Origin of the sequence: Kaistia geumhonensis (assembly GCF_030815145.1) — a bacterium.
Taxonomy (GTDB): Bacteria; Pseudomonadota; Alphaproteobacteria; order Rhizobiales; family Kaistiaceae; genus Kaistia; species Kaistia geumhonensis.
Map to the genome: position 1 here is coordinate 1,036,994 of NZ_JAUSWJ010000001.1, position 21,836 is coordinate 1,058,829.

Genomic DNA, 21,836 nt, shown 5'->3' on the forward strand with positions numbered 1-21,836 from the left:
GGTCTGTCTCCACTGGAACGAGCCGCACGTTGATATTATCGACAAGGCGGCAGAGAATCCGAAGTCGCGGGATTTTCCACAGAATCGCGACAAGGCCAACCGGCCATGCCGTCGGAAGGATCCATGCATGACTGATGCCGCGACGCCGACCCCTTCCGAAGAAGCCGTATCAGCGGATGCCTTCCGCCTCCTGCGCGCCGATATCGTGTCGGGTGCGCTGCAGGCGGGCTCGCGTCTGCGCTTCGTCGAATTGCAGGCCCGCTACGGCATCGGCACCAGCCCGCTGCGCGAGGCGCTGTCTCGCCTCGCGGCTGATCGCCTCGTCGTGCAGGAGGTCAATCGCGGCTTCCGCGTGCCGCCGATCTCGATGGCTGATTTCGAGGATATCGCGACGCTTCGCATCACTCTGGAGCGCCAGGCGATCGAAGCCTCAACGCGGGCGGGCGACGAGGCGTGGGAAGAAGGCGTGGTCCTCGCACACCATCGGCTGCGTCGGCTCGGGCGGCAGGAGCAGGCGCCCGAGGAGGACGCCGTTCCGGAGGAATGGGAGATGCGCCACCGCGCCTTCCACAATGCGCTGATCGCCGCCTGCGGCTCGCCCTGGACCCTGCATTTCTGCGCCGTCCTGCATGACCAATTCGACCGCTACCGCCGTCTGGCCGGCCGCGACCCCGCCGCGCAGGTGACGCTCGCCCAGCAGCACGAGGAGCTTCTCGACGCCGCGATCGCCCGCGACGCCGAACGCGCCGGACGCGTGCTGGCCGCCCATATCGACCTCACCCGCAAGACCGTCGTCGAGCGCCTGAAGCGCCTGATGTGACCATCACATTATCGACAATCAATTCGATTATCGAAGATCGTATCGATTGTTGATAATTTGCGCAGCATGACCTGCTTTTGCGCAGGCCCGCCGTTTCAGGCCGTGTAATCTCCTCATCGCGCTGCTGGCACGGCTCTTGCCGACAAGAGCCCGTGATCGTGGCGGAGGCGTCGATGGGCAGAGCGGTTCTCACAACACGGGAGCAATGGCGATGAAGGGTCCGATCGGCCTCGTCACCGGCTCGCGCCCCTTCGCCGGACTGCCGACCAACCCGGCGGAACTGGTGCTGCCCCATCTCGACGGACTCGTCGTCGAGGGCATCACCATCGTCGCGCGGCCGACGCCGGTCAGCCGCAACGGCCTGCCCACGCATCTACCCGAGCTGGTCGCGCGCTATCGGCCGGCCTTCGTGCTGGCGCTCGGCCTCGCGCTCGGCGCGCCGACGGTCCGCATCGAGACGATCGGCATCAACGCCATGCATTTCGGCATTCCGGACAATGAGGGCGTGCGTCCGCTCGGCGGCGAACCGATCGATCCCTCGGGGCCGCCGGCCCGGGTCGCGACCTGGAATGCGGATGCGGTGGTCGCTGCCATCCTCGACGACGGCATTCCGGCCAGAACCTCGTTCCATGCCGGAACGCATCTCTGCAACCTGACGCTCTACATCTATCTCGGCGCGCTGGAGGCGGCGGGCCTCGCCAGCCCCTGTGGCTTCCTCCATCTGCCCTATCTGCCGGAACAGATCGTCTGGATGATGCGCCAGCAGTCCGGCCACCCCGGCAGTGCGCTCGCCGCCAATCTCGAGCTGCCGTCGATGGCGCTCGAAACGCAGATCCGAGCCGTGAAGGCCGCGCTCGGCGCCATGGCGCGCCAGGCGGTCGCCGCGCCCACGATCACCACAGGGAACCGAACCAGCCAACCTCCAGAGGATCACACGTCATGACGATCGCCGATCTCCCCAAGGCCTATGAGAAGGCCAAGAGCGTCGATGTCGCCGATATCCCGATCATCGATTTCGCGCCCTTTCTGAACGGCACGCCCGAGGAGCGCCGGGCGGTGGCCGACGCCATCGGCAAGGCCTGCGAGGAGGTCGGCTTCTTCTATCTCGCCAATCACGGCGTGCCGCAGGAACTGATCGACGCCACCTTCGAGGCTTCGAAGAGCTTCTATGCGCAGCCCTTCGCCGGCCGCATGAAGTCGGCGGCGACGCTCGAGCACTGGCGCGGCTATGTGCCCTCTAAGCTCGAGGCGGAAGGCGGCACGGTGGGCGGTGCCATCGAGACCTATCGCTTCATGCTCGACCTCGCGCCGGACGATCCCGACGTGCTGGCCGGCAAGCCGCTGCATCTGCCGAACCGCTGGCCGGACGACCTGCCGGCCTTCAAGCCGACCGTCGAGGCCTATTTCGACGCGGTGATGGGGCTTTCCAAGAATCTCCGCGCCGCCTTCGCGATGGCCCTCGGCCTGCCGGAGGACTATTTCGAGCCCTATTACCAGAAGCCCGTCGTCCAGCTCTCGCTGCTGCATTACCGCCCGCCGGCGTCGCTGCGCGAGGAGGATATCGAGATCGGTGCCGGCGAACATCGCGACACCGGCGCCTTCACGCTGCTGATGCAGGACGATACCGGCGGCCTGGAAGTACAGCGCAAGGACGGCGAATGGATCGGCGCGCCGCCGGTCAAGGGCGCCTATGTGATCAATATCGGCAATGTCATGATGAAGTGGACCAATGGCCGCTTCGTCTCGACTATGCACCGGGTGGTCAACCGCGCGCTGAAGCCGCGCTATTCGATCCCCTTCTTCGCCAATCCCGACTACGACGTCACCATCGCCCCGATCGCCGAGATCATGAAGCCCGGCGAAAAGGCGGAGTTCGAGCCCTTCGAGAACGGCCCCTATATGCGCGACTTCTACGACAAGGGCATGGCCTATCTCCGCAAGGGCCAGTAACAAGCGCCGGCGCGCCGGCAGCGAGCCCGGCGCGCCCTGCCCTCTGGGCAGCGATTTCCTGATTCCGAGAAGCAGCGAGCCACGATGGACCTCGATCTCAAGGGCAAGGTCGCCCTCATCACCGGCCCGGCCAAGGGCATGGGCGCAGCCGTCAGCCGGGCCTTCGCCGCCGAGGGCTGCTCCCTGTTGCTGCTCGGACGCGACGTCGCCGCCATTGCGCCCGTTGAGGCGGAGATCGCCGCGGCCGGCGGAGCGGTCTCGGTCGCGCGCTGCGACGTGACGGTGTCGGACGACTGCGAGGCTGCGGTCGCGACCGCGCAGTCGCTGTTCGGTCGGGTCGATATCCTCGTCAATGTCGCCGGCGGCACCGGGCCGATCGGCAAGACGGGGGCGCAGACCACGACGGAGGAGTTCCGCGACATCATCGACGTCAACATGACGGGCTGCTTCAACATGATCCGCGCGGCGGCGCCGGTCATGGTCGCGCAGCGCTCGGGCAAGATCGTCAATGTCGGCGGCACGTTCGGCATGCGCGGCCGCGCCGGGCGCGTCGCCTATTCCTCGTCGAAATGGGGTCTCCGCGGCCTCACTAAGAGCTTCGCGCTCGAGCTCGGTCCGCACAATATCAACGTCAACTGCGTGGCGCCGGGCATGGTCGACGGCCCCCGCTTCCGCGACAAGGTCTGCCGCGACATGGCCGAGAAACTCGGCATCAGCGTCGAGGAGGCCGCGCGGCGGCATGCCGAAGACTATGCGCTGAAGCGCGTCTCGACCGATGCCGACGTCGCGCATGCCTGCCTCTTCCTCGCCAGCGACGTGTCGCGCCAGATCACCGGTGTCGACCTGCCGGTCGACGGCGGCTGGGCTGCGCTCTAGGCTGACCCTCTCTTTCGACGGATCCGACGCCATGATCACGCTCGCCGATGTCGAGGCCGCCCGCGCGCGGCTCGACGGCAATATCCGCCGCACGCCCTTGATCGCGGCCGACAATCTCTCGGCGCCGATCAGCACGGCCGATCTCTATCTGAAGCTCGAATGCCTGCAGGCCACAGGCTCGTTCAAGGCGCGCGGCGCGACCAACCGCCTGCTGGCCACGCCGCGCGAGCAGCTCGAGAAGGGCATCGTCGCGGCATCGGGCGGCAATCACGGCGTCGCCGTGGCCCGGACAGGGGCGCTCGCCGGCGTCCCCGCGCATATCTTCGTGCCGGAGACGATCGCGCCCTCGAAGCTCGCCAAGCTCCGGCAGTGGGGGGCGCATGTCGAGCTGGTCGGCCAGGTGTTCGACGAGGCCGACCGCGCGGCGCGCGCCTACGCCGCCTCGATCGGCGCCATCTATTTCCACCCCTTCGCCGACCCGCTCGTCGTCGCCGGCCAGGGCACGCTGGCGCTGGAGGTGCTCGACCAGCTGCCGGATGTCGATACCTTCCTCATCGCCATCGGCGGCGGCGGTCTGATCGGCGGCATGGGCACCGCCATCCGCGCGCTGAAGCCCGGCGCGCGCATCGTCGGCATCGAGCCGGTCGGCTGCCCGACGCTGAAGGCCAGCCTCGACGCCGGTCATGTCGTGACGGTCGAGACCATCACGACGCGCGTGCCGACCATGACCTGCGCCCGCACCGACGACGCGGTGTTCGAGCTGGTGCGCTCCGTCGTCGACGACATCGTGCTCGTCGACGATGCGGCGATGGTCGATGCGGCGCGCTGGCTTTGGTTCGAACTCGGCATCGCGGCCGACCTCTCGGGCGCGGCGGCCGCGGCGGCGCTCATGACCGGCGCCGTGACCGTACGCCAGGGCGAGAAGGTCTGCGCCCTCGTCTGCGGCGCAGGGCCTGACGGAATCGTCTGAACCGGCGCCTTCAGGCGCGCTGGACGATGCAGCCCTCGGCGACGAACGCCGAGAGAATCGCCTCCGGCGCATCTTCCTCGACGACAAGCTGTGTGATCGACGCCGCGGGCGCGACCCGGTAGGGCGCAGCCGTGCCGACCTTGTCGGTCGTCGCGGCGACCACGAGGCCGGCGGCGTTGCGCAGCATGGCCCGCTTCACCTCCGCCTCGGCGCTCGAGAAGGCCGTGACCCCGGCCGCGGGATCGACGCCGCAGGCGCCGAGAAAGAGAAGATCCGCCCGCAGCCGGTCGACGGCGGCGACGGTCTCCGGGCCGACCGAGGCGCCGAGCGAGCGATCGAACGGACCGCCGAGCAGGATGAGATCGGCTACAGGATGCGCGGCCACCACCGATGCGACGGCGACGGCGTTGGTCGCGACGGTCACATGCATCGATGGCGGGATGGCGCGGGCGATGGCGAGATTGGTCGTTCCCGCATCAATGAAGACGAGCTGGCCCGGCGAAATCAGGCGCACGGCGGCGGCCGCGAGCCGCGCCTTGGCGGCGACGGCGATCGTCGCCCTCACCTCCGGCGGCGCCGCGACGGGCGCGAGTGGCACCGCCCCGCCATAGACGCGGCGACAGGCGCCGGCCCGCGCCAGCTCGCGAAGGTCGCGCCGGATCGTGTCCTCGGAAACACCGAAGCTGCTGGCGAGTTCTGTCGCGAGCACGCGGCCGTCGGCCGCGAGCCGGTCACGAATGACCCGATGCCGTTCCTCGGCAAGAACGTGAATGTTGACGCCCATTGATGCACGTTCTTGCATGGTTGGAGGCGCCGTGCAATATCTGAACACCCCTATCGGCTGCTGCTTCGGCCCGGCCCCGTCTCCTCCTGCGATCGAGTCGTTCCATGTCCTTCGGCCTCCCCCTCGGCCCCCAGCATCGGGTTTACGCGGCCTTCACCATCTATGCTTTCAGCATGGGCAACATCTTCCCGCGCTTTCCCGACATCAAGGCAGCGATGGGCGTCCAGGAAGGCGCCTTCGGGCTCAGCCTGATCGGCACGCCGACTGGCACGCTCATCTCGCTCACGGTGGCTGCCCCGATCCTCGAGCGCATCGGCTTTCGCCGCGCGTTGCTCGCGCTGATCCCGCTGGTTGCGCTCACCTTCGCCATCGCCTCGCACGCGCCGAGCCCACTCACCTTCTTCGTCCTTCTCGTCCCCGTCGGCATCATGCTCGGCTGCGTCGAGATCATCCTGAACGTGGAGGCCGACCGGACGGAGTTCCTGATCGGCCGGCGCATCATGAACCGCGCCCATTCGTTCTGGAGCATCGGCTTCTTCAGCGCCGGCATCTTCGGCGGGCTGGTGGCACAGGCCGGCATCAGCCCGCAGGTGCATCTGGCGCTGATCGTCCCGATCGCGATCGTCGGCGTCGCGCTCTTCCTAGGCGGCTACCAGCCTTCGCCGAAGCGCGAGGTCGCCTCCGATGGCGAGGCCCCCCGCTTCGTGCGCCCGACCATCGCCATCCTTGTCCTGGTCGGTACCACGCTGTCGGCGCTGCTGCTCGAAGGCGCCAGCCTCGACTGGTCGGCGATCTACATGCGCAACATCTTCGAGTCCGGCCCGCTGATGGCCGCGCTGGCGGTAGCGACCTTCGCCTTCTGCCAGGCGACTACCAGGTTCTTCGCCGATGGCTTCGTCGAGCGTTACTCGCCCTCGGGCGTCGCGCGCAGCATGACGGCGGTCATGGCGGTCGGCGTGCTGTTCGTCTACTTCTCGCCGCACCCGCTGGTGTCGCTCGCCGGCTTCGCCCTGCTCGGCATCGGCTCGGCGACCATCTTCCCGCTCGCCATCTCGGCGGCGGCCCAGCGCACGGATCGGCCGGGCGCGATCAATGTCGCCTCGCTCACCCAGCTTTCCTTCGGCGCCTTCCTGCTCGGCCCGCCCCTTCTCGGCTTTGTCGCCGAACATTGGGGCATCCGCGCGGCCTTCGGCGTCGCCGTTCCGCTCGTCGTGCTGACCTTCATCGCGGCGCCTGCGCTTGGCGGACGGCCGATCCGCAAGGACGGACCGCCCGGCGACGGCGATGTCGTCGCCCGCGCCTCGGCTCATCAGGACTCGTACTGACGGGCCTTACTGGAAGGCCGGCTCGGTGAACGAGCGCAGCTTGCGCGAATGGAGCCGCTCCGGCGCCATCTCGCGCAGCTTCTCCAGCGCGCGGATGCCGATCTCGAGATGCTGTCCGACCTGGGTGCGGTAGAATTCCGACGCCATGCCGGGCAGCTTCAGCTCGCCATGCAGCGGCTTGTCGGAGACGCAGAGCAACGTGCCGTAAGGAACGCGGAAGCGGAAGCCGTTGGCGGCGATGGTGGCCGATTCCATGTCGAGCGCGATGGCGCGCGACTGCGAGAAGCGCTGCACCGGCTCGCGATGGTCGCGCAGTTCCCAGTTGCGATTGTCGATGGTCGCGACCGTCCCCGTGCGCATGATGCGCTTCAGGTCGTAGCCCTCGAGCCCCGTCACCTCCTCGACCGCCTCCTCCAGCGCAACCTGCACCTCGGCGAGCGGCGGGATCGGAATCCAGCTCGGCAGGTCGGCGTCGAGCACATGGTCCTCGCGCACATAGCCGTGGGCGAGCACATAGTCTCCCAGCGCCTGGCTGTTCCTGAGCCCGGCGCAGTGGCCGAGCATCAGCCAGGCATGCGGCCGAAGCACCGCGATGTGGTCGGTGATCGTCTTGGCGTTGGACGGGCCGACGCCGATATTGACCATGGTGATGCCGGAGCTGGCGCCGAACTTCAGGTGATAGGCCGGCATTTGCGGCAGGCGCGGCGGCGCGCGTCCCGAGACGGGCTCGGCATGGCCGGCCGGGGTGACGAGATTGCCGGGCTCGACGAAGGCCGAATAGCCGCCGCCGCCTTCGGCCATCAGCCGCCGCGCGCGGGAACAGAACTCGTCGATGTAGAACTGGTAGTTGGTGAAGAGCACGAAATTCTGGAAGTGCTCGGCGCTCGTCGCGGTGTAGTGCGCGAGGCGGAACAGCGAATAGTCGATGCGCGGCGCCGTGAAGGGTGCGAGCGGCAGCGGCGTGCCGGGCGTCGGCTCGTAGGTGCCGTTGACGATGGCGTCGTCCGTCACCGCGAGGTCGGGCACGTCGAACATGTCGCGCAGCGGCCGCTCGATCTTCTCCGCGAGCTCGCCTTCGACATGGACGCCGCCGGGAAAGGCGAAATGCAGCGGGATCGGCAGGCTGGACGGCCCGACCACGACCGGGACTCCGTGATTGCGCAGCAGGAGGCGGATCTGGTCGGTGAGATAGGAGCGGAACAACTCCGGCTGCGTGATCGTCGTCGCATAGTCGCCCGGCCCCGAGACATGGCCATAGGCGAGTCGCGAGTCGATCTTGGCGTAGCTCGAGGTGCTGATCGCGATCTGCGGATAGGTGGCGCGCACCCGGCCCTTGGGCGGACGGCCATGCAGCAGATCAAAGAAGCGGTCGCGCAGATGCTTGGTATGCGCGTCGTAGATGTCGACGAGACGGGCGACCGCGCGGCCGGCATCGGTGAAGGCTTCGGTCGGGATCGGCTCCGGCAGATCGAAGAGGCTCGTCTCGCGCGGCAGGTCTCGTGTCATCCGGTGGCCCCAAGCAATCCGGGTCCAACGAACCCGCAAGACGGTTGAAAGCGGGCGACTGTCGGCCAGCCGGCGTGCCCGGTCAAGGCACGCCGGCGGCAGATCGGATCGGCTCAGACGAGCTTGGCGTCAAGCGAGATCGGCACGGCCTTCAGCGCCTTGGAGACCGGGCAGCCTTCCTTGGTGGCCGCAGCGATCGTGTCGAACTCGGCCTTGTCGATGCCGGGGATCTTCGCTTCCGTGACGAGCTGGATCGAGGTGATCTCGAAGCCGCCGGCGACCGGATCGACCTTCACCTTGGCGGTCGTCTTCACGCTCTCGACCGTGTGGCCGGCGCCGGAGAGGCCGGCGGACAGCGCCATCGAGAAGCAGGCCGCATGGGCAGCGGCGATCAGCTCCTCGGGATTCGTCCCGACGCCGCTCTCGAAGCGCGAGGAGAAATTGTACTGGCCCTCATAGGCGCCGCTGCCGAGCTTGACAGTGCCCTTGCCGGCCTTGAGATCGCCCTGCCATTCGGCGTCGGAAATACGTGTGGGCATTCTTCGCTCCCGGTTCGGCCGGCGACGGGGAATGCGCCGGCTTCAAGACCCTCAAGCTAGGACTCGCGGACGACAACGCCAAGACGCCTTCGCACGGGCAATTTGCGTTCGCACGGCGCTGCGGAGGAGCAAAGCGTCAGTGGCCGGGGAAGACGTCGTCGCGCGGGCGGGCGTATCGCGGCAGGAAGAAGGTGAGGAACCCGACAAGGACGAGGGCCGCGGCGCCGAAACCCGTCGACCAGACGAAGGCGCTGACGAAATCCTGGTTGGTGATGGCGAGCCGCCCGAAGAAGACGACGCCGGTGAGAGCGATGCCCATCGCCGTGCCGACCTGGCCGACGGCGCTGACGACGCCGGAGGCGGAGCCGGCATGGCGGACCGGCACGTCGACGAGCACGAAATTGAAAACCGGCGACACGATCAGGCCCATGCCGATGCCGCCGACGATGAGCGTGGGGATCATGTCCCAGGGCGTCATGGCGTGGCCGAGCAGGTCGGCCGTGAGGCCGAGCGCGCCGATCGACGCCGCGAGCACGAAGCAGCCGGTCGTCAGCACCAGCCGGCCGAAGCGTGGCACGAGCAGCGGTCCGGAGGCGCCGGCCGCGACAGCGACGCCGAGCGAGAAGGGAATGCCGGTGAGGCCCGCCTCGAGCACGGAGAAGCCGAGGCCGAGCTGCATGTAGAGCGTTTGCGTCAGGAAGAAGCCGCCAACGATCCCGAAGAAGCTGCCGGCGATCAGGATTCCGACCGTGAAGGAGCGGTAGTGGAAGAGACGCGGAACGACGAGCGGCGAGCCGTCGATCCGGTCGCGCCGCCGCTGGCTCCAGGCGAAGAGAACGAAGGCCGGCAGCGAGAGCGCGATCATCGCGAAGCCCCAGAGCGGCCAGCCCTGCTCGCGGCCCTGGATCAGCGGGAAGGTCAGGAGGCTCATGGCGAGCAGCGCCAGGATCGTTCCGGCGATGTCCAGCTTCAAGGGATGTGGCGAACGCGCGGCCGGCAGCGTGAACCAGGCGACGATCATCGCGATGATACCGACCGGGACATTCACGAGGAAGATCATGCGCCAGCCGAGCCCGAACAGGCTGCTCGCCACCAGCAGCGCGCCGAGGATCGGCCCGAGCACGCTCGCCAGCCCGGCGATGCCGCCGTAATAGGCCGAGATATGCGCCCGCTCCTTCGGATCGACATAGAGGATCTGGATCATGGACATGATCTGCGGGACCATGATCGCCGCCATCGCGCCCTGGAAGAGCCGCGCGGCCACCAGCCCGGTTCCCGTCGTCGAGAAGCCGCACAGCGCCGAGGCGACCGTGAACCCCGCCATGCCGATCAGGAACATGGTCTTGTAGCCGTAGATGTCGCCGAGCCTGCCGCCCGGGATCAGGAACAGCGCGAAGGTCAGGGCATAGCCGGCGACGATCCACTGGATCGACGCATAGTCGGCGCCGATGCCGTGCTGGATCGACGGAATCGCGACATTGACGATCGTGCCGTCGAGGATGTCCATGAAGAACGCGGTGAGCACGACGAGAACGGCGATGCGGCGGGCACGGCCGGTCAGCAGCGGCTCCGGGCGATCCGGTTCCGGGGCTCGGGCTTGGGCTCGGGCTGGCCGGTTCGTCTGGGCGTCCAAGTCGTCGTTCTCCTCGACTGCGGGCAATCGGGCGCTCCGCAAGCGCGGCAAGGCCGCGACGGATATATACGGATTTTGCGCCGCGCGCCTGTGGCTTCCATGCCGCGCCGGACCTCGGCAATCACAATCCCCTTCCCGGCGCCACCGGGGCATGGCGCACCTATCCTCGCGGCGCGTCTGCCACTAATCTCGCGCCATGAAGATCGCGACCTGGAATATCAACGGCGTCAGAGCCCGGATCGAGAATGCCGTCGCCTGGGTGCGCGAGGCGCAGCCGGACATCGTCGGCCTGCAGGAAATCAAGACCGTCGACGAGGGCTTCCCCGCCGCGGCCTTCGAGGATCTCGGCTACAATGTCGCCGTGCACGGCCAGAAGGGCTTCAACGGCGTCGCTCTGCTCTCGAAGCTGCCCTTCGACGAGGTCAATCGCGGCCTGCCGGGCGATTCGACGGATGAGCAGGCGCGCTTCATCGAGGGCGTCTTCTCCGTGCCGTCCGGTGCGCTGCGCGTCGTCTCGCTCTATCTGCCCAACGGCAATCCGATCGGCACCGAGAAATTCGCCTACAAGCTCGCCTGGATGGAGCGGCTGCGGCGCTGGGCGGCGGAGCGTCTTCTGACCGAGGAGCCGCTGGTCATGGGCGGCGATTACAACGTCATTCCCGAGCCGCGCGACGCCAAGGACCCGTCGCTGTGGACCGGCGACGCCCTCTTCCAGCCGGAGAGCCGCCAGGCGCTGCGCGCCATCGAGAATCTCGGCTTCACGGAGGCGCTGCGCGCCACCACCGACGAGGGAGGCCTCTACACCTTCTGGGATTATCAGGCCGGCGCCTGGCAGAAGAACAACGGCATCCGCATCGACTATCTGCTCCTGTCGCCACGAGCCGCCGACCGCCTCGTCTCGGTCGGCATCGACAAGCATGTGCGCGCCTGGGAGAAGCCGTCCGACCATGTCCCGGTCTTCGTGGAACTCGCGCTGTGAGCGAGCCGATCACCGGGGGCTGCCTCTGCGGGCGCATCCATTACCGGATCGACAAGCCCCCGCGCCTCGTCTGCCACTGCCATTGCCGGCTCTGCCAGCTCGCGGGCGGCGCGCTGTTCATCACCTGGGCGACCTTCGACGCGCCGGCCTTCCACCTGACGGCCGGAAATCCCGCGACGCACGAATCCTCCGCGCTCGGCCGCCGCCATTTCTGCGCCGATTGCGGCACGCCGCTCATGATGACCATGATCGACGACGACGAGCGGATCGACGTCACGCTCGCCTCGCTCGACGAGCCGGATGCCTTCTCGGTGCAGCACAATATCTGGGTCGGCAGCCGCCGCGCCGCCGCGAAAGGCTTCGACGCAGAGCTGCCGTCGCATTATGACGAGCCCGAAGGCTGAGCGCGGGTCCCGGCCGGTCGCGACCATGCGCGGCATCGGGCCGAAATCGGCGATCTGGCTCGGGGAGGTCGGGATCGCCACCGAAGCCGAGCTGCGCACGATCGGCGCGATCGGCGCCTATCGCCGTCTCAAGCACCGCGACCCGCGCGGCGTAACCCTCAACATGCTCTGGGGCCTGCACTCGGCGCTCGAGGACATCCCCTGGACGGCGATCGACCGGGAGACGAAGGACAGGCTTCTGGCGGAACTTGCAGAAACGCCGTCCTAGGCGACCGCCTTCGCGACCATGTCAGGATGCTTGGCGATCACGCGGACATAGGCGATCGCGAAATCGGGGGGCGTGACCCTCGCCTGTTCCCAGTCGCGCAGCGTCCCGACCGGAACCCGAAACCTCTCCGCGAATCCGGCCTGGGACAAGCCGAGTTTCGTTCGTGTCATCCGGATGAGGCGGGCGCGCTGGGCACGATCCAGCGCCTCGGCCGTCACGTCGAAATCCTCGGCGTCAGCCGGATCAGAGGGCAGCACGATAAGCTCGTTCGTCACCGCTATTGCTCCTTCTCACCGATATGAAACGGGCATGCCCGTCACGCCAGACAAAGACGCCGGTGAACTGCTTTCCTGCAACCATTCCGACCACCTTGAACCGCTCCTCACCGTCGATCTCACGGATGGAGGGGATGATCAGACGGTTGTCATCCTCGAAGAGCCGATCGCCAAACGTCAGCGACACACCATGCTTCGCGCGATTGGCTGCGTCCTTGACGGGGTCGAAGCTCAACGCTGCCAACTCTCCGCAATATACGGAATTTCCGCAGAGACACCAAGCCGCCAGACCGGAGTTTAGAATCGGGCCAACTCGGCCTCACCCGCGCGGGAACTCGATGCCCATTTCGCGGTAGCGCTCGGGGTCGTCGCCCCAGTTCTCGCGGACCTTGACGAAGAGGAAGAGATGGACCGGGCGCTCGGCCATCTCCTGGATCTCCTGCCGCGCCGCCATCGAGATCGCCTTGATCGTCTCGCCGCGACGGCCGATCACGATCTTTTTCTGGCTCTCGCGCTCGACATAGATCGTCTGCTCGATGCGCGCCGATCCGTCGGCCTGGTCCTTCCACGCCTCGGTCTCGACCGTGGAGGCATAGGGCAGTTCGTCATGGAGGCGCAGGAACAGCTTTTCGCGCGTGATCTCGGCGGCGAGCGCGCGCAGCGGCAGGTCGGAGATCTGGTCGTCGGGATAGAGCCACGGCCCGGCCGGGACCGCGTCGGCGAGATAGGCGAGCAGATCGGCGCAGCCGTCGCCGGTCAGCGCCGAGATCATGAAGGTGCGCTCGAAGCCGACCTTCGCATTGGCCTCCGCGGCGATCTCGAGCAGCGTGTCGCGGCGCACGGTGTCGATCTTGTTGATGACGAGGAGCTTCGGCTGCCGCACTTCAGCGAATTTCGCGAGGATCTCCGCCGTTTCGCCCGTGAGTCCACGCTCGGCGTCGACCAGCAGCGCGACCATGTCGGCGTCCTTGGCGCCGCCCCAGGCGGTGTCGACCATCGCGCGGTCGAGCCGGCGCTTGGGGCGGAAGATGCCGGGGGTATCGACGAAGATGATCTGCGACGCGCCCTCCATGGCGATGCCGCGCATGATCGCCCGCGTCGTCTGAACCTTGTGCGTGACGATCGAGATCTTGGCGCCGACGAGCTGGTTGAGCAGGGTCGACTTGCCCGCGTTCGGCGCGCCGATCAGGGCGACGAAGCCGCAGCGCATCTCCTCGGGCCGGGTGGTTTCCGCGGTCGGCTCTTCGTTCGGCAAGGGGCTCTCATCCGCCATGGGTTTCGGGCCTCCAGACCCCTTCGGCGATCAGCATGGCCGTCGCCGCCTTCTGTTCGGCTTCGCGCTTGGAGCGCCCGGCGCCGATGACGGCCGGCATGTTCTCGACGGCGACCGCGACGCGGAAATTCGGCGCATGGTCGGGCCCCGATCGCTCCACGATCGCATAGGTCGGGGCAGCGAGGCCACGGCCCTGCACCCATTCCTGCAATGTCGTCTTGGCGTCGCGCTGCGGACCGCTCCAGTTCTCCATGCGGCCGCGCCAATGCGCCGTCACGAATCGCTGCGCCGTGGGCAGGCCGCCATCGAGGAACAGCGCCCCGATCACCGCCTCGCAGACATCGCCGAGGATCGCCACCTTGCGGCGGCCGCCCGACTGCAACTCGCTGCCGCCGAGGCGGATCCAGTTGCCGAGCCCGGTCTCGATCGCGACTTCCGCGCAGCTCTCGTTGCGCACGAGGGCCGTCAGCCGCCGCGCCAGTTCGCCTTCTTCCGCGTCGGGAAAGGCTTCGAGCAGCATGTCGGCGATGACGAGCGCGAGCACGCGGTCGCCGAGGAATTCCAGCCGCTGATAGCTTTCCGAATGCGCGCCGTTGGCGTCGGCCACCGCGCTCGCATGCGTCAGCGCGCGTTCCAGCAGCGTCGCATCGGCGAAATGATGCGCCAGGATCTCCTCGAGCGGCGCCAGTCCCTGTGGCATGGGATCGGCCCTCTCAGATGAGCTTGAAGATGCGGTCGAAGCGGACCGTCCACGGCCAGCGCCAGAACTGCCAGGCCGGCTCGCCTTCCTTGACCGAGAAGAAGACGATCTCGGCCCGGCCGACGAAATTCTCGAAGGGGACATAGCCGACCGCGCCGAGCACGCGGCTGTCGGTCGAGTTGTCGCGATTGTCGCCCATCATGAAGTAATGGCCGGCTGGAACCTCGAACACGGGCGTGTTGTCGGAGAAGCTGTGCGGGTCGAGGTCGAGCACCTCGTAGCTGACGCCGTTCGGCAGCGTCTCGCGATAGCGCGCGACGCGGGTCTCGCCGAATTCGTCGGTCGTCACATAGTCGTCGATCTTGACCTTGGGCACCGGGGTGCCGTTGATCTGCAGCACGCCGTCGATCATCTGGATCTTGTCGCCGGGCAGGCCGATCACGCGCTTGATATAGTCGACGGAGGGATCGCGCGGCAGCTTGAACACGGCGACGTCGCCGCGTGTCGGCGGCTCGGCCCAGATACGCCCGGAGAAGATGTCGGGAGAGAAGGGCAGCGAATAACGGCTGTAGCCATAGGCGTATTTCGAGACGAACAGATAGTCGCCGACCAGCAGCGTGTCCTTCATCGAGCCCGAGGGGATGGTGAAGGGCTGGAAGAGGAAGGTCCGGACGATGAGGGCAAGGATCAGCGCCTGGACGATGATCTTGACGGTCTCGCCGAAGCCGCCGCGCTCCGATCCATATCTGTCGCCGGCCACGCTCATGCGTCCTTCCGATCCTGTGCAAGCCGCCCCGGCGGCGGTTGGTTCTTAACGGCTTCCCGTCCGCCGCGCAACGCGGCGCGGATCGCCGTCAGGGAACGATCGGCAGTGCCTCGATGACGACGAAGGCCTGCGCCATCGGGTATTCGTCGGTGATGGTGAGGTGGATGGCGGCGCGGTGCCCTTCGGGCAGAATCCGCGCCAGATGCTCGGCGGCGCCGCCGGTGAGGCGCATGGTCGGCGCGCCGCTCGGCAGGTTGACGACGCCCATGTCTCGCCAGAAGACGCCATGGCTGAGTCCGGTGCCGAGCGCCTTGGAACAGGCCTCCTTGGCGGCGAAACGCTTGGCATAGGAGGCGGCGCGCTCCTTGCGCCGCTCCGACTTGGCCTTCTCGACCTCCGTGAACACACGGTCGATGAAGCGGTCGCCGAAGCGCTCGATCGTCTGCTCGATGCGGCGGATGTCGATCAAGTCGCTGCCGAGGCCGATGATCATGCGCGCGCCTCCGCCGCGGCACGCGCAGCTTCCATGGCCCGGCGCATCTCGCGGATCGCGCCGTCGAGACCGCGGAAGATCGCCTCGCCGATCAGGAAATGGCCGATATTGAGCTCGCGCACCATCGGCAGAGCCGCCACCGGGCCGACCGTTTCATAGGAAAGGCCGTGGCCGGCATGGATCTCGAGGCCGAGCGCCGCGCCATGGCGGGCCGCCTCGGCGATCCGCCGGCTCTCGGCGGCGAAGGCTTCGGCGCTTTCCTCGTAGGCCTCGCAATAGGTACCGGTATGCAGCTCGACCACCGGCGCGCCGAGCGCCGCCGCCGCATCGAGCTGGCGCGGATCGGGGGCGATGAACAGCGAGACGCGGATGCCGGCTGCGGAGAGTTCGCCGACGATCGGGCGCAGCATCGCCATCTGGCCGGCGGCGTCGAGACCGCCCTCCGTCGTCCGCTCCTCGCGCCGCTCGGGAACGATGCAGGCGGCATGCGGGCGGTGTCGCAGCGCGATCGCCACCATCTCGGACGTCGCGGCCATCTCGAAATTGAGCGGAATCGGGATCGCCGCCTTCAGCCGCGCGATATCGTCGTCGCGGATATGACGGCGATCTTCACGCAGATGCGCCGTGATGCCGTCCGCCCCCGCTTCCGCCGCGACCAAAGCCGCGCGGATGGGGTCGGGATGGATGCCGCCGCGCGCGTTGCGGACGGTGGCGACGTGGTCGATGTTGACGCCGAGGCGGAGCGGCTCGAAGGCCATCGCTGTCATGCCTTTCGCTCAGGGTCCGGGCCCTAAGGCCGGCTGCCATGCAGTTCGCGGCGGCGGATGGCGAAGCGCTCGCGCCGCGACGACTGGAAGGCTTCGGCCGCATAATAGACGGCCACATAGGAAATGCCGCCGGCGACGATGGCAATCGGGATCGATCCGATCAGCATCGGCTCGAACACCGGCCAGATATTGTGGAAGGAATCCGTCAGCAGCCGGTGCGCGAGTTCCTCGGCGGTCTTGGCGTGGCCGGCGCGGCCAAAGAGGCCGAGCACGGCGTTGCCCGTCTCAAAGGTCAGGAACCAGATGAACGGAAAGGTCAGCGGGTTGCCGATCGTCGTACCGAGCACCGCGGCGAGGACATTGCCGCGCACCAGGAAAGCGGCGACGAAGCAGAGGAGATAATGGAAGCCGATGAACGGCGTCATGGCGAGCGCGACGCCGGCCGCGAAGCCGGCGGCGATCGAATGCGGCGTCCCCGAGAGCCTCAGGAGCCGCTTGCCGTAATAGCGCAGCGCCCGTCCCCAGCCGCGCTTCGGCCACATGAAATGATGCAGCTTCTGGTGAAGGCGCAGGGGATGGCGGCGGCGGAACAGCATGAGGTGAACGACTACCCGCCCATTCAGGAGAGATTGCGGCTGCCCGGCTTGACGGCCGGAATGCCCTGCAGCTCCGGCGGGAGCGCGTCGGCCGGATAGGCCGGGACCTTATACTCGGCCAGCGCCACCAGCGGAACCCCGACATCCGCCTCGCCGGCCGAACGGTCGATCAGGCAGGCGACCGCGACCACCTCGCCGCCGAGCGCGCGGATGGCCTCGATGGTCTCGCGGCTGGAAAGGCCGGTCGAGATGATGTCCTCGACGACGAGCACGCGGGCCTTCTCGGGCAGTTCGAAACGGCGGAGGCGGAAGACGCCGCCTTCCCTCTCCACCCAGAGCGCAGGTACGCCGAGATGCCGCGCGGTCTCGTAGCCTGGGATGAGCCCGCCCAGCGCCGGCGACACCACAATGTCGAAGTCGAGCCCGCTCGCGCGCACCTTCGCCGCCAGCGCCTTGCAGAGCTGCTCGGTGCGCTCGGGATACATGAACACTCGCGCCTTCTGCAGGAAGACGGGGCTGTGCAGGCCCGAGGACAGGATGAAATGGCCTTCGAGCAGCGCGCCGCAGGCGCGGAAGACGTCGATGACCTCGTTTTGCTGCATGATATGCCCCGGATGGATGCTGCGCCGTTCAGGCGTTGACGCGGTTGGCGGTGCTGACGACGTGGCGCTCGCGCAAATCGCTCAGCAGGCGGTTCAGGTGCTTCAGGTCCCAGACCTCGAGATCGATCTCGATCTGCGAGAAATCGGGCGCGCTGCGGGTGATCCTCAGATTGGAGATGTTGCCGTCATTGTCGGCGATGACCTGCGCGATCTGCGCGAGGCTGCCCGGCTCGTTGAGCGCCACGACCTCGACCCGCGCCGGGAAGCGTTCGCGATTGGCGGCGTCGATATCCCAGCGCACATCGAGCCAGCGGTCCGGCTCGTCGTCGAAATCCTTCAGCGCCGGCGACTGGATCGGATAGATCGTGATCCCCTCCCCCTGCGACATGATGCCGACGATGCGGTCGCCGGGGACCGCGCCGCCCTCGGGGGCGAAGCGCACCGGCATGTCGCCATGCAGGCCGCGGATCGGGATCGCATGCGCCGCGTCGGAGGGATCGCCGCTCGGCACGCGGAACATCATGCCGTTGCCCTTCTTGAGGCCGAACCAGCCGGCCTCGCCGCCAGTCGAGGCGCCGCCCTTCGGCATCGCCGTGGCGCGCTCCTCCTTGTGATCGGGATAGACGGCCTTCAGCACATTGACCGACGGGATTTCTCCGCGTCCGACCGAGGCGAGCATATCCTCGATGTTCTGCTGCGCGAGCCGCGACAGCGCCGCCTTCAGCCGCTCCTCGGAATAGTCGCGGCCGGCGCGCTCGAAGGCCCGCTCCAGGATCTTGCGGCCGAGCCCGGCATATTGCTTGCGGATGGCGGCGCGAGCGGCACGGCGAATCGAGGCGCGCGCCTTGCCGGTGACGGCGATCGACTCCCAGGCGGGCGGCGGGATTTGCCCCTTCGAGCAGATGATCTCGACCTCGTCGCCGTTCTTCAATTCGCTCGTCAGCGGCATCATGCGGCCGTTGATCTTGCAGCCCACGCAGGTATCGCCGATGTCGGTATGGACGGCATAGGCGAAGTCGATCGGCGTCGCACCGCGTGGCAGCGCTATCAGGCGGCCTTTGGGCGTGAAGCAGAAGACCTGATCGTGGAAGAGCTCGAGCTTGGTGTTCTCGAGGAACTCCTCGGGTGTGTCGCCCTCGGCCAGCATCTCGACCGTGCGGCGCAGCCAGGTATAGGCGCGGCTCTCGTCCGAGAGGCGCCCGCCGACCTTGTCCTTATAGAGCGAATGCGCTGCGATGCCGTATTCGGCGACCTCATGCATCTCCCAGGTGCGGATCTGCAATTCGACGCGCTGGCGACCGGGACCGACCACAGTCGTATGGATCGAGCGGTAGTCGTTCTGCTTCGGCGTCGAGATATAGTCCTTGAAGCGTCCCGGAACGGTTGGCCAAGCCATATGCACGATGCCGAGCGCGGCGTAGCAGTCGGCCCGCGTATCGACGAGGACGCGGAAGCCCAGGATATCCGACAGCTGCTCGAACGAGATCGCCTTGCGCTCCATCTTGCGGAAGATGGAATAGGGCCGCTTCTCGCGGCCGTAGACCTCCGCCTTGATCCCGTACTTCTCGAACTTCTCGCGCAGGTCCTTTTCGATCTCGACGATGAGGCCCTGGTTGCGGACGCGGATCTCGGCGAGGCGGTCGGTCACCGCGGCATGCGCCTCGGGATTGACGACGGCGAAGGCCAGCTCCTCAAGCTCCTCGCGCATGTCGTGCATGCCCATGCGGCCGGCGAGCGGAGCATAGATCTCGAGCGTTTCCTCGGCGATACGCCCGCGCTTTTCCGGCGGCATGAAATGCAGCGTGCGCATGTTGTGCAGCCGGTCGGCGAGCTTGACCAACAGCACGCGCACATCCTCGGAGATGGCGAGCAGCAGCTTGCGGAAATTCTCGGCCTGCGCGGCCTTGCGCGAGACGAGATCGAGCCGCTTGATCTTGGTGAGGCCCTCGACGAGGCGGCCGATATCCTCGCCGAAGGTGGCGTCGATCTCGGAGCGTGTCGCGTCCGTATCCTCGATCGTGTCGTGAAGCAGCGCGACCGCGATCGTCGAATCGTCCAGCTTCAGGTCGGTGAGGATGCCGGCGACTTCGAGTGGATGGGAGAAATAGGGGTCGCCATTGGCGCGCCGCTGGCTGCCATGCTTCTGCATGGCATAGACATAGGCCTTGTTCAAAAGCCCCTCGTCGGCCTGCGGATTGTACCGCTGGACGCGTTCGAGGAGTTCGTACTGGCGCATCATGGCGCGGTTATCCGGCGACAGGCCTCAGGCCGCGAAGCGCGGCCGCTTTCCGTGTCATATAGGATCGCGGCGCCTGCCGGACGGCAAGCGCCAAGATGGCCGAGGAGCAGTGATGCGCGACTAGCTTCGAGTCGCGGCGATCAGAAGTCGTCCTGCTTGTCCGGAGGGACCATGCTCTCGAGGCCGCGCAGCAGTTCCTCTTCCGACATGCGGTCGAACGCGACGGCGTTGTCGTCGGCGAGGTCCTCGTCGGCGAGGAGCGCGACGTCCTGCTCGGGCTCGTCCACCTCGACATATTTCTGCAGCGAGTGGATGAGATCTTCCTTGAGATCGTCCGGAGCGATCGTCTCGTCCGCAATCTCGCGCAGGGCCACGACAGGGTTCTTGTCGTTGTCGCGCGCCACGGTCAGCGACGACCCGGAGGCGATCATACGGGCACGATGGGCCGACAGCAGAACCAGCTCGAAGCGGTTCTCGACCTTGTCGACGCAGTCTTCCACGGTCACGCGCGCCATGGTCAGGTCTCCAACAGGCTGATGGGGTTCAGGCGGGGATGAATAGGTGGCGAGCGCGCGGAATGCAAGCCCTGCGCCGGAATCGCCAGGCCCTCGACCGCAATCGCCTTGACGGAGGCTTGGCCGCCATCTTGCGATTCACCATTCCACAAGTTCCTGCCGCAAAGCGTTTGCGGCTCGTCGCTGCGAGGCCTATTTGACTCAAATGTGCAGAAGTGGCGGTTCATTTGCAGCCACGACGGTCCCCGCATCTTTCAGTTCATGGATTTGCCCAGATGATCGATTCCCGCGAGAAGCTCGCCCTTTTCATCGACGGAGCCAATCTCTACGCGACGTCCAAGTCGCTCGGCTTCGATATCGACTACAAGAAGCTGCTCGGCGAATTCAACGCCCGCGGCTATCTGGTCCGTGCCTACTACTATACCGCGCTGGCCGAGGATCAGGAATATTCGTCGATCCGGCCGCTGATCGACTGGCTCGACTATAACGGCTACAGCGTCGTCACGAAGCCAACGAAGGAATTCTACGACGCGACCGGGCGGCGGAAGATCAAGGGCAACATGGATATCGAGCTCGCCATCGACGTGATGGAGCTCGCCGACCATGTCGATCACATCTACATATTCTCCGGCGATGGCGATTTCCGCTCGTTGGTCGAGGCCGTGCAGCGCAAGGGCCGCAAGGTGAGCGTCGTCTCGACTCTCGCGACGCAGCCGCCGATGATCGCCGACGAACTGCGCCGCCAGGCCGATCACTTCATCGAGCTCACCACGCTGCAGCAGCGCATCGGCCGTGATCCGTCCGAGCGGGCGACCCGCGTCGCCGAGCGCGTGCAGGCGCAGGAGACCTTCGACGACGATTTCGACGAGGGCGTCTGAGCGGCGTTCCCCGTGAGCCTCGCGGCGGCCGACGCGCCGCATGACTGCCCGCTCTGCCCGCGCCTCGTCGCCTTCCGCGAGGCATGGCGTGCCCGCGAGCCGGGCTGGCACAACGCACCCGTTCCCTCCTTCGGGACCGCCGATGGCCGGCTGCTGATCGTCGGCCTCGCGCCGGGACTGCGCGGCGCCAACCGCACCGGCCGGCCCTTCACCGGCGACTATGCCGGAGACCTCCTCTACGAGACGCTCGTCGCCTACGGTTTCGCGACCGGCCGCTATGCGGCGCGGCCCGACGACGGGCTGGCGCTCAAGGGAACCGCGATCGCCAATGCGGTGCGCTGCGTGCCGCCTGAGAACAAGCCGACGACCGAGGAGATCCGCACCTGCCGGCCTTTCCTCACCGCCACCATCGCCGCGATGCCCGATCTCGCCGCGATCGTCGCGCTCGGCAAGATCGCGCATGATTCGGTCGTCGTCGCCCTCGGCGAGCGCATGGCCCGGCATCCGTTCGGCCATGGCCGCCGGCACGCGATCGGCGGCTTCGCCGTCTTCGACAGCTATCACTGCTCCCGCTACAACACGAATACCGGCGTGCTGACGCCGGAGATGTTCCGTGCCGTCTTCGCGGCGGTCCGCACCGAGCTCGATCGATAGGCCGTCACCGGCCGGCCGGTGACG

General features: G+C 67.2%; 26 protein-coding genes. 11 read left to right on the forward strand and 15 right to left on the reverse strand.

Features of this window, described 5'->3' with window-relative positions:
- The first annotated feature begins 127 nt into the window (after window positions 1-127).
- The 5 genes from QO015_RS04875 (at window position 128) to QO015_RS04895 (ending at window position 4,616) form a co-directional block, all read left to right on the forward strand.
- On the forward strand, window positions 128-820 hold the full coding sequence (locus QO015_RS04875; RefSeq protein ID WP_266281099.1) for a GntR family transcriptional regulator: 693 nt from the start codon (window positions 128-130) through the stop codon (window positions 818-820).
- A gap of 211 nt (window positions 821-1,031) precedes the next feature.
- Window positions 1,032-1,763 (forward strand): pyroglutamyl-peptidase I, encoded by a 732-nt coding sequence (locus tag QO015_RS04880; protein ID WP_266281098.1) that lies wholly within the window; start codon window positions 1,032-1,034, stop codon window positions 1,761-1,763.
- Complete coding sequence (locus QO015_RS04885) at window positions 1,760-2,770, forward strand: isopenicillin N synthase family dioxygenase (protein WP_266281097.1); 1,011 nt, start codon at window positions 1,760-1,762, stop codon at window positions 2,768-2,770. Before QO015_RS04880 ends, QO015_RS04885 begins: the two co-directional genes overlap by 4 nt.
- A gap of 84 nt (window positions 2,771-2,854) precedes the next feature.
- Entirely contained in the window at window positions 2,855-3,646 is a 792-nt protein-coding gene (locus QO015_RS04890) for an SDR family NAD(P)-dependent oxidoreductase (protein WP_266281096.1), read from the forward strand.
- Window positions 3,647-3,677: 31 nt separating this feature from the next.
- Complete coding sequence (locus QO015_RS04895; RefSeq protein WP_266281095.1) at window positions 3,678-4,616, forward strand: threonine ammonia-lyase; 939 nt, start codon at window positions 3,678-3,680, stop codon at window positions 4,614-4,616.
- A gap of 10 nt (window positions 4,617-4,626) precedes the next feature.
- On the opposite strand, the gene QO015_RS04900 is transcribed toward QO015_RS04895, so the two are convergent.
- Window positions 4,627-5,400 (reverse strand): DeoR/GlpR family DNA-binding transcription regulator, encoded by a 774-nt coding sequence (locus QO015_RS04900; RefSeq protein WP_266281094.1) that lies wholly within the window; start codon window positions 5,398-5,400, stop codon window positions 4,627-4,629.
- Window positions 5,401-5,504: 104 nt separating this feature from the next.
- Here QO015_RS04900 and QO015_RS04905 point away from each other — a divergent pair, with 104 nt between their 5' ends.
- Window positions 5,505-6,725, forward strand: coding sequence for an MFS transporter (locus tag QO015_RS04905; protein ID WP_266281092.1), 1,221 nt, complete (start codon window positions 5,505-5,507; stop codon window positions 6,723-6,725).
- Window positions 6,726-6,731: 6 nt separating this feature from the next.
- Here the strand turns inward: QO015_RS04905 and QO015_RS04910 are convergent, their stop codons facing one another.
- The 3 genes from QO015_RS04910 to QO015_RS04920 form a co-directional block, all read right to left on the reverse strand.
- A complete protein-coding gene (locus QO015_RS04910; protein WP_266281091.1) occupies window positions 6,732-8,231 on the reverse strand; it encodes an AMP nucleosidase in 1,500 nt (499 codons plus the stop codon).
- Between the two features lie 113 nt (window positions 8,232-8,344).
- Window positions 8,345-8,770, reverse strand: coding sequence for an OsmC family protein (locus QO015_RS04915; RefSeq protein WP_266281090.1), 426 nt, complete (start codon window positions 8,768-8,770; stop codon window positions 8,345-8,347).
- 136 nt (window positions 8,771-8,906) lie between these two features.
- Window positions 8,907-10,403, reverse strand: a complete 1,497-nt coding sequence (locus QO015_RS04920) for an MFS transporter (protein ID WP_266281089.1) — start codon at window positions 10,401-10,403, stop codon at window positions 8,907-8,909.
- Between the two features lie 196 nt (window positions 10,404-10,599).
- Here QO015_RS04920 and xth point away from each other — a divergent pair, with 196 nt between their 5' ends.
- Genes xth through QO015_RS04935 form a run of 3 tightly spaced genes read left to right on the forward strand, consistent with a single transcriptional unit; the run spans window position 10,600 to window position 12,054 of the window.
- Window positions 10,600-11,382 (forward strand): exodeoxyribonuclease III, encoded by a 783-nt coding sequence (gene xth / locus QO015_RS04925; RefSeq protein WP_266281088.1) that lies wholly within the window; start codon window positions 10,600-10,602, stop codon window positions 11,380-11,382.
- Window positions 11,379-11,786, forward strand: coding sequence for a GFA family protein (locus QO015_RS04930; RefSeq protein WP_266281087.1), 408 nt, complete (start codon window positions 11,379-11,381; stop codon window positions 11,784-11,786). The genes xth and QO015_RS04930 overlap by 4 nt, the downstream gene beginning before the upstream one ends.
- Before the next feature lie 25 nt (window positions 11,787-11,811).
- The gene (locus tag QO015_RS04935; protein ID WP_266281086.1) at window positions 11,812-12,054 is read left to right on the forward strand and encodes a TfoX/Sxy family protein; all 243 of its coding nucleotides are present in this window, start codon (window positions 11,812-11,814) and stop codon (window positions 12,052-12,054) included.
- Here the strand turns inward: QO015_RS04935 and QO015_RS04940 are convergent.
- The 11 genes from QO015_RS04940 to rpoZ form a co-directional block, all read right to left on the reverse strand.
- Window positions 12,051-12,329: a helix-turn-helix domain-containing protein gene (locus QO015_RS04940; protein ID WP_266281085.1), complete on the reverse strand. Its 279-nt coding sequence runs from the start codon at window positions 12,327-12,329 to the stop codon at window positions 12,051-12,053. The two genes, QO015_RS04935 and QO015_RS04940, sit on opposite strands and share 4 nt — an antisense overlap.
- Entirely contained in the window at window positions 12,298-12,564 is a 267-nt protein-coding gene (locus QO015_RS04945; RefSeq protein WP_266281084.1) for a BrnT family toxin, read from the reverse strand. Before QO015_RS04945 ends, QO015_RS04940 begins: the two co-directional genes overlap by 32 nt.
- 84 nt (window positions 12,565-12,648) lie before the next feature.
- Window positions 12,649-13,539, reverse strand: a complete 891-nt coding sequence (gene era / locus QO015_RS04950; RefSeq protein ID WP_266282458.1) for a GTPase Era — start codon at window positions 13,537-13,539, stop codon at window positions 12,649-12,651.
- A 52-nt stretch (window positions 13,540-13,591) separates the two neighbouring features.
- A complete protein-coding gene (gene rnc / locus QO015_RS04955; RefSeq protein ID WP_266281083.1) occupies window positions 13,592-14,302 on the reverse strand; it encodes a ribonuclease III in 711 nt (236 codons plus the stop codon).
- Between the two features lie 13 nt (window positions 14,303-14,315).
- The gene (lepB, locus tag QO015_RS04960; RefSeq protein WP_266281082.1) at window positions 14,316-15,068 is read right to left on the reverse strand and encodes a signal peptidase I; all 753 of its coding nucleotides are present in this window, start codon (window positions 15,066-15,068) and stop codon (window positions 14,316-14,318) included.
- Between the two features lie 88 nt (window positions 15,069-15,156).
- Window positions 15,157-15,561 (reverse strand): holo-ACP synthase, encoded by a 405-nt coding sequence (gene acpS, locus QO015_RS04965; protein WP_266281081.1) that lies wholly within the window; start codon window positions 15,559-15,561, stop codon window positions 15,157-15,159.
- Window positions 15,558-16,319 (reverse strand): pyridoxine 5'-phosphate synthase, encoded by a 762-nt coding sequence (locus QO015_RS04970; protein ID WP_266282457.1) that lies wholly within the window; start codon window positions 16,317-16,319, stop codon window positions 15,558-15,560. The genes acpS and QO015_RS04970 overlap by 4 nt, the downstream gene beginning before the upstream one ends.
- A 32-nt stretch (window positions 16,320-16,351) precedes the next feature.
- Window positions 16,352-16,924 carry a DUF2062 domain-containing protein gene (locus QO015_RS04975; protein ID WP_266281080.1) on the reverse strand — a complete coding sequence of 191 codons (573 nt, stop codon included), beginning with the start codon at window positions 16,922-16,924 and terminating at the stop codon, window positions 16,352-16,354.
- A 23-nt stretch (window positions 16,925-16,947) separates the two neighbouring features.
- Window positions 16,948-17,526: an orotate phosphoribosyltransferase gene (gene pyrE, locus QO015_RS04980; protein ID WP_266281079.1), complete on the reverse strand. Its 579-nt coding sequence runs from the start codon at window positions 17,524-17,526 to the stop codon at window positions 16,948-16,950.
- Between the two features lie 28 nt (window positions 17,527-17,554).
- Window positions 17,555-19,765 carry a RelA/SpoT family protein gene (locus tag QO015_RS04985; RefSeq protein WP_266281078.1) on the reverse strand — a complete coding sequence of 737 codons (2,211 nt, stop codon included), beginning with the start codon at window positions 19,763-19,765 and terminating at the stop codon, window positions 17,555-17,557.
- Window positions 19,766-19,905: 140 nt separating this feature from the next.
- The gene (gene rpoZ, locus QO015_RS04990; RefSeq protein WP_266281077.1) at window positions 19,906-20,280 is read right to left on the reverse strand and encodes a DNA-directed RNA polymerase subunit omega; all 375 of its coding nucleotides are present in this window, start codon (window positions 20,278-20,280) and stop codon (window positions 19,906-19,908) included.
- A 275-nt stretch (window positions 20,281-20,555) separates the two neighbouring features.
- On the opposite strand from rpoZ, the gene QO015_RS04995 reads away from it, so the two are divergent.
- A complete protein-coding gene (locus QO015_RS04995) occupies window positions 20,556-21,158 on the forward strand; it encodes a LabA-like NYN domain-containing protein (protein WP_266281076.1) in 603 nt (200 codons plus the stop codon).
- A gap of 12 nt (window positions 21,159-21,170) precedes the next feature.
- A complete protein-coding gene (locus QO015_RS05000) occupies window positions 21,171-21,812 on the forward strand; it encodes a uracil-DNA glycosylase (RefSeq protein ID WP_266281075.1) in 642 nt (213 codons plus the stop codon).
- Window positions 21,813-21,836 lie beyond the last annotated feature (24 nt).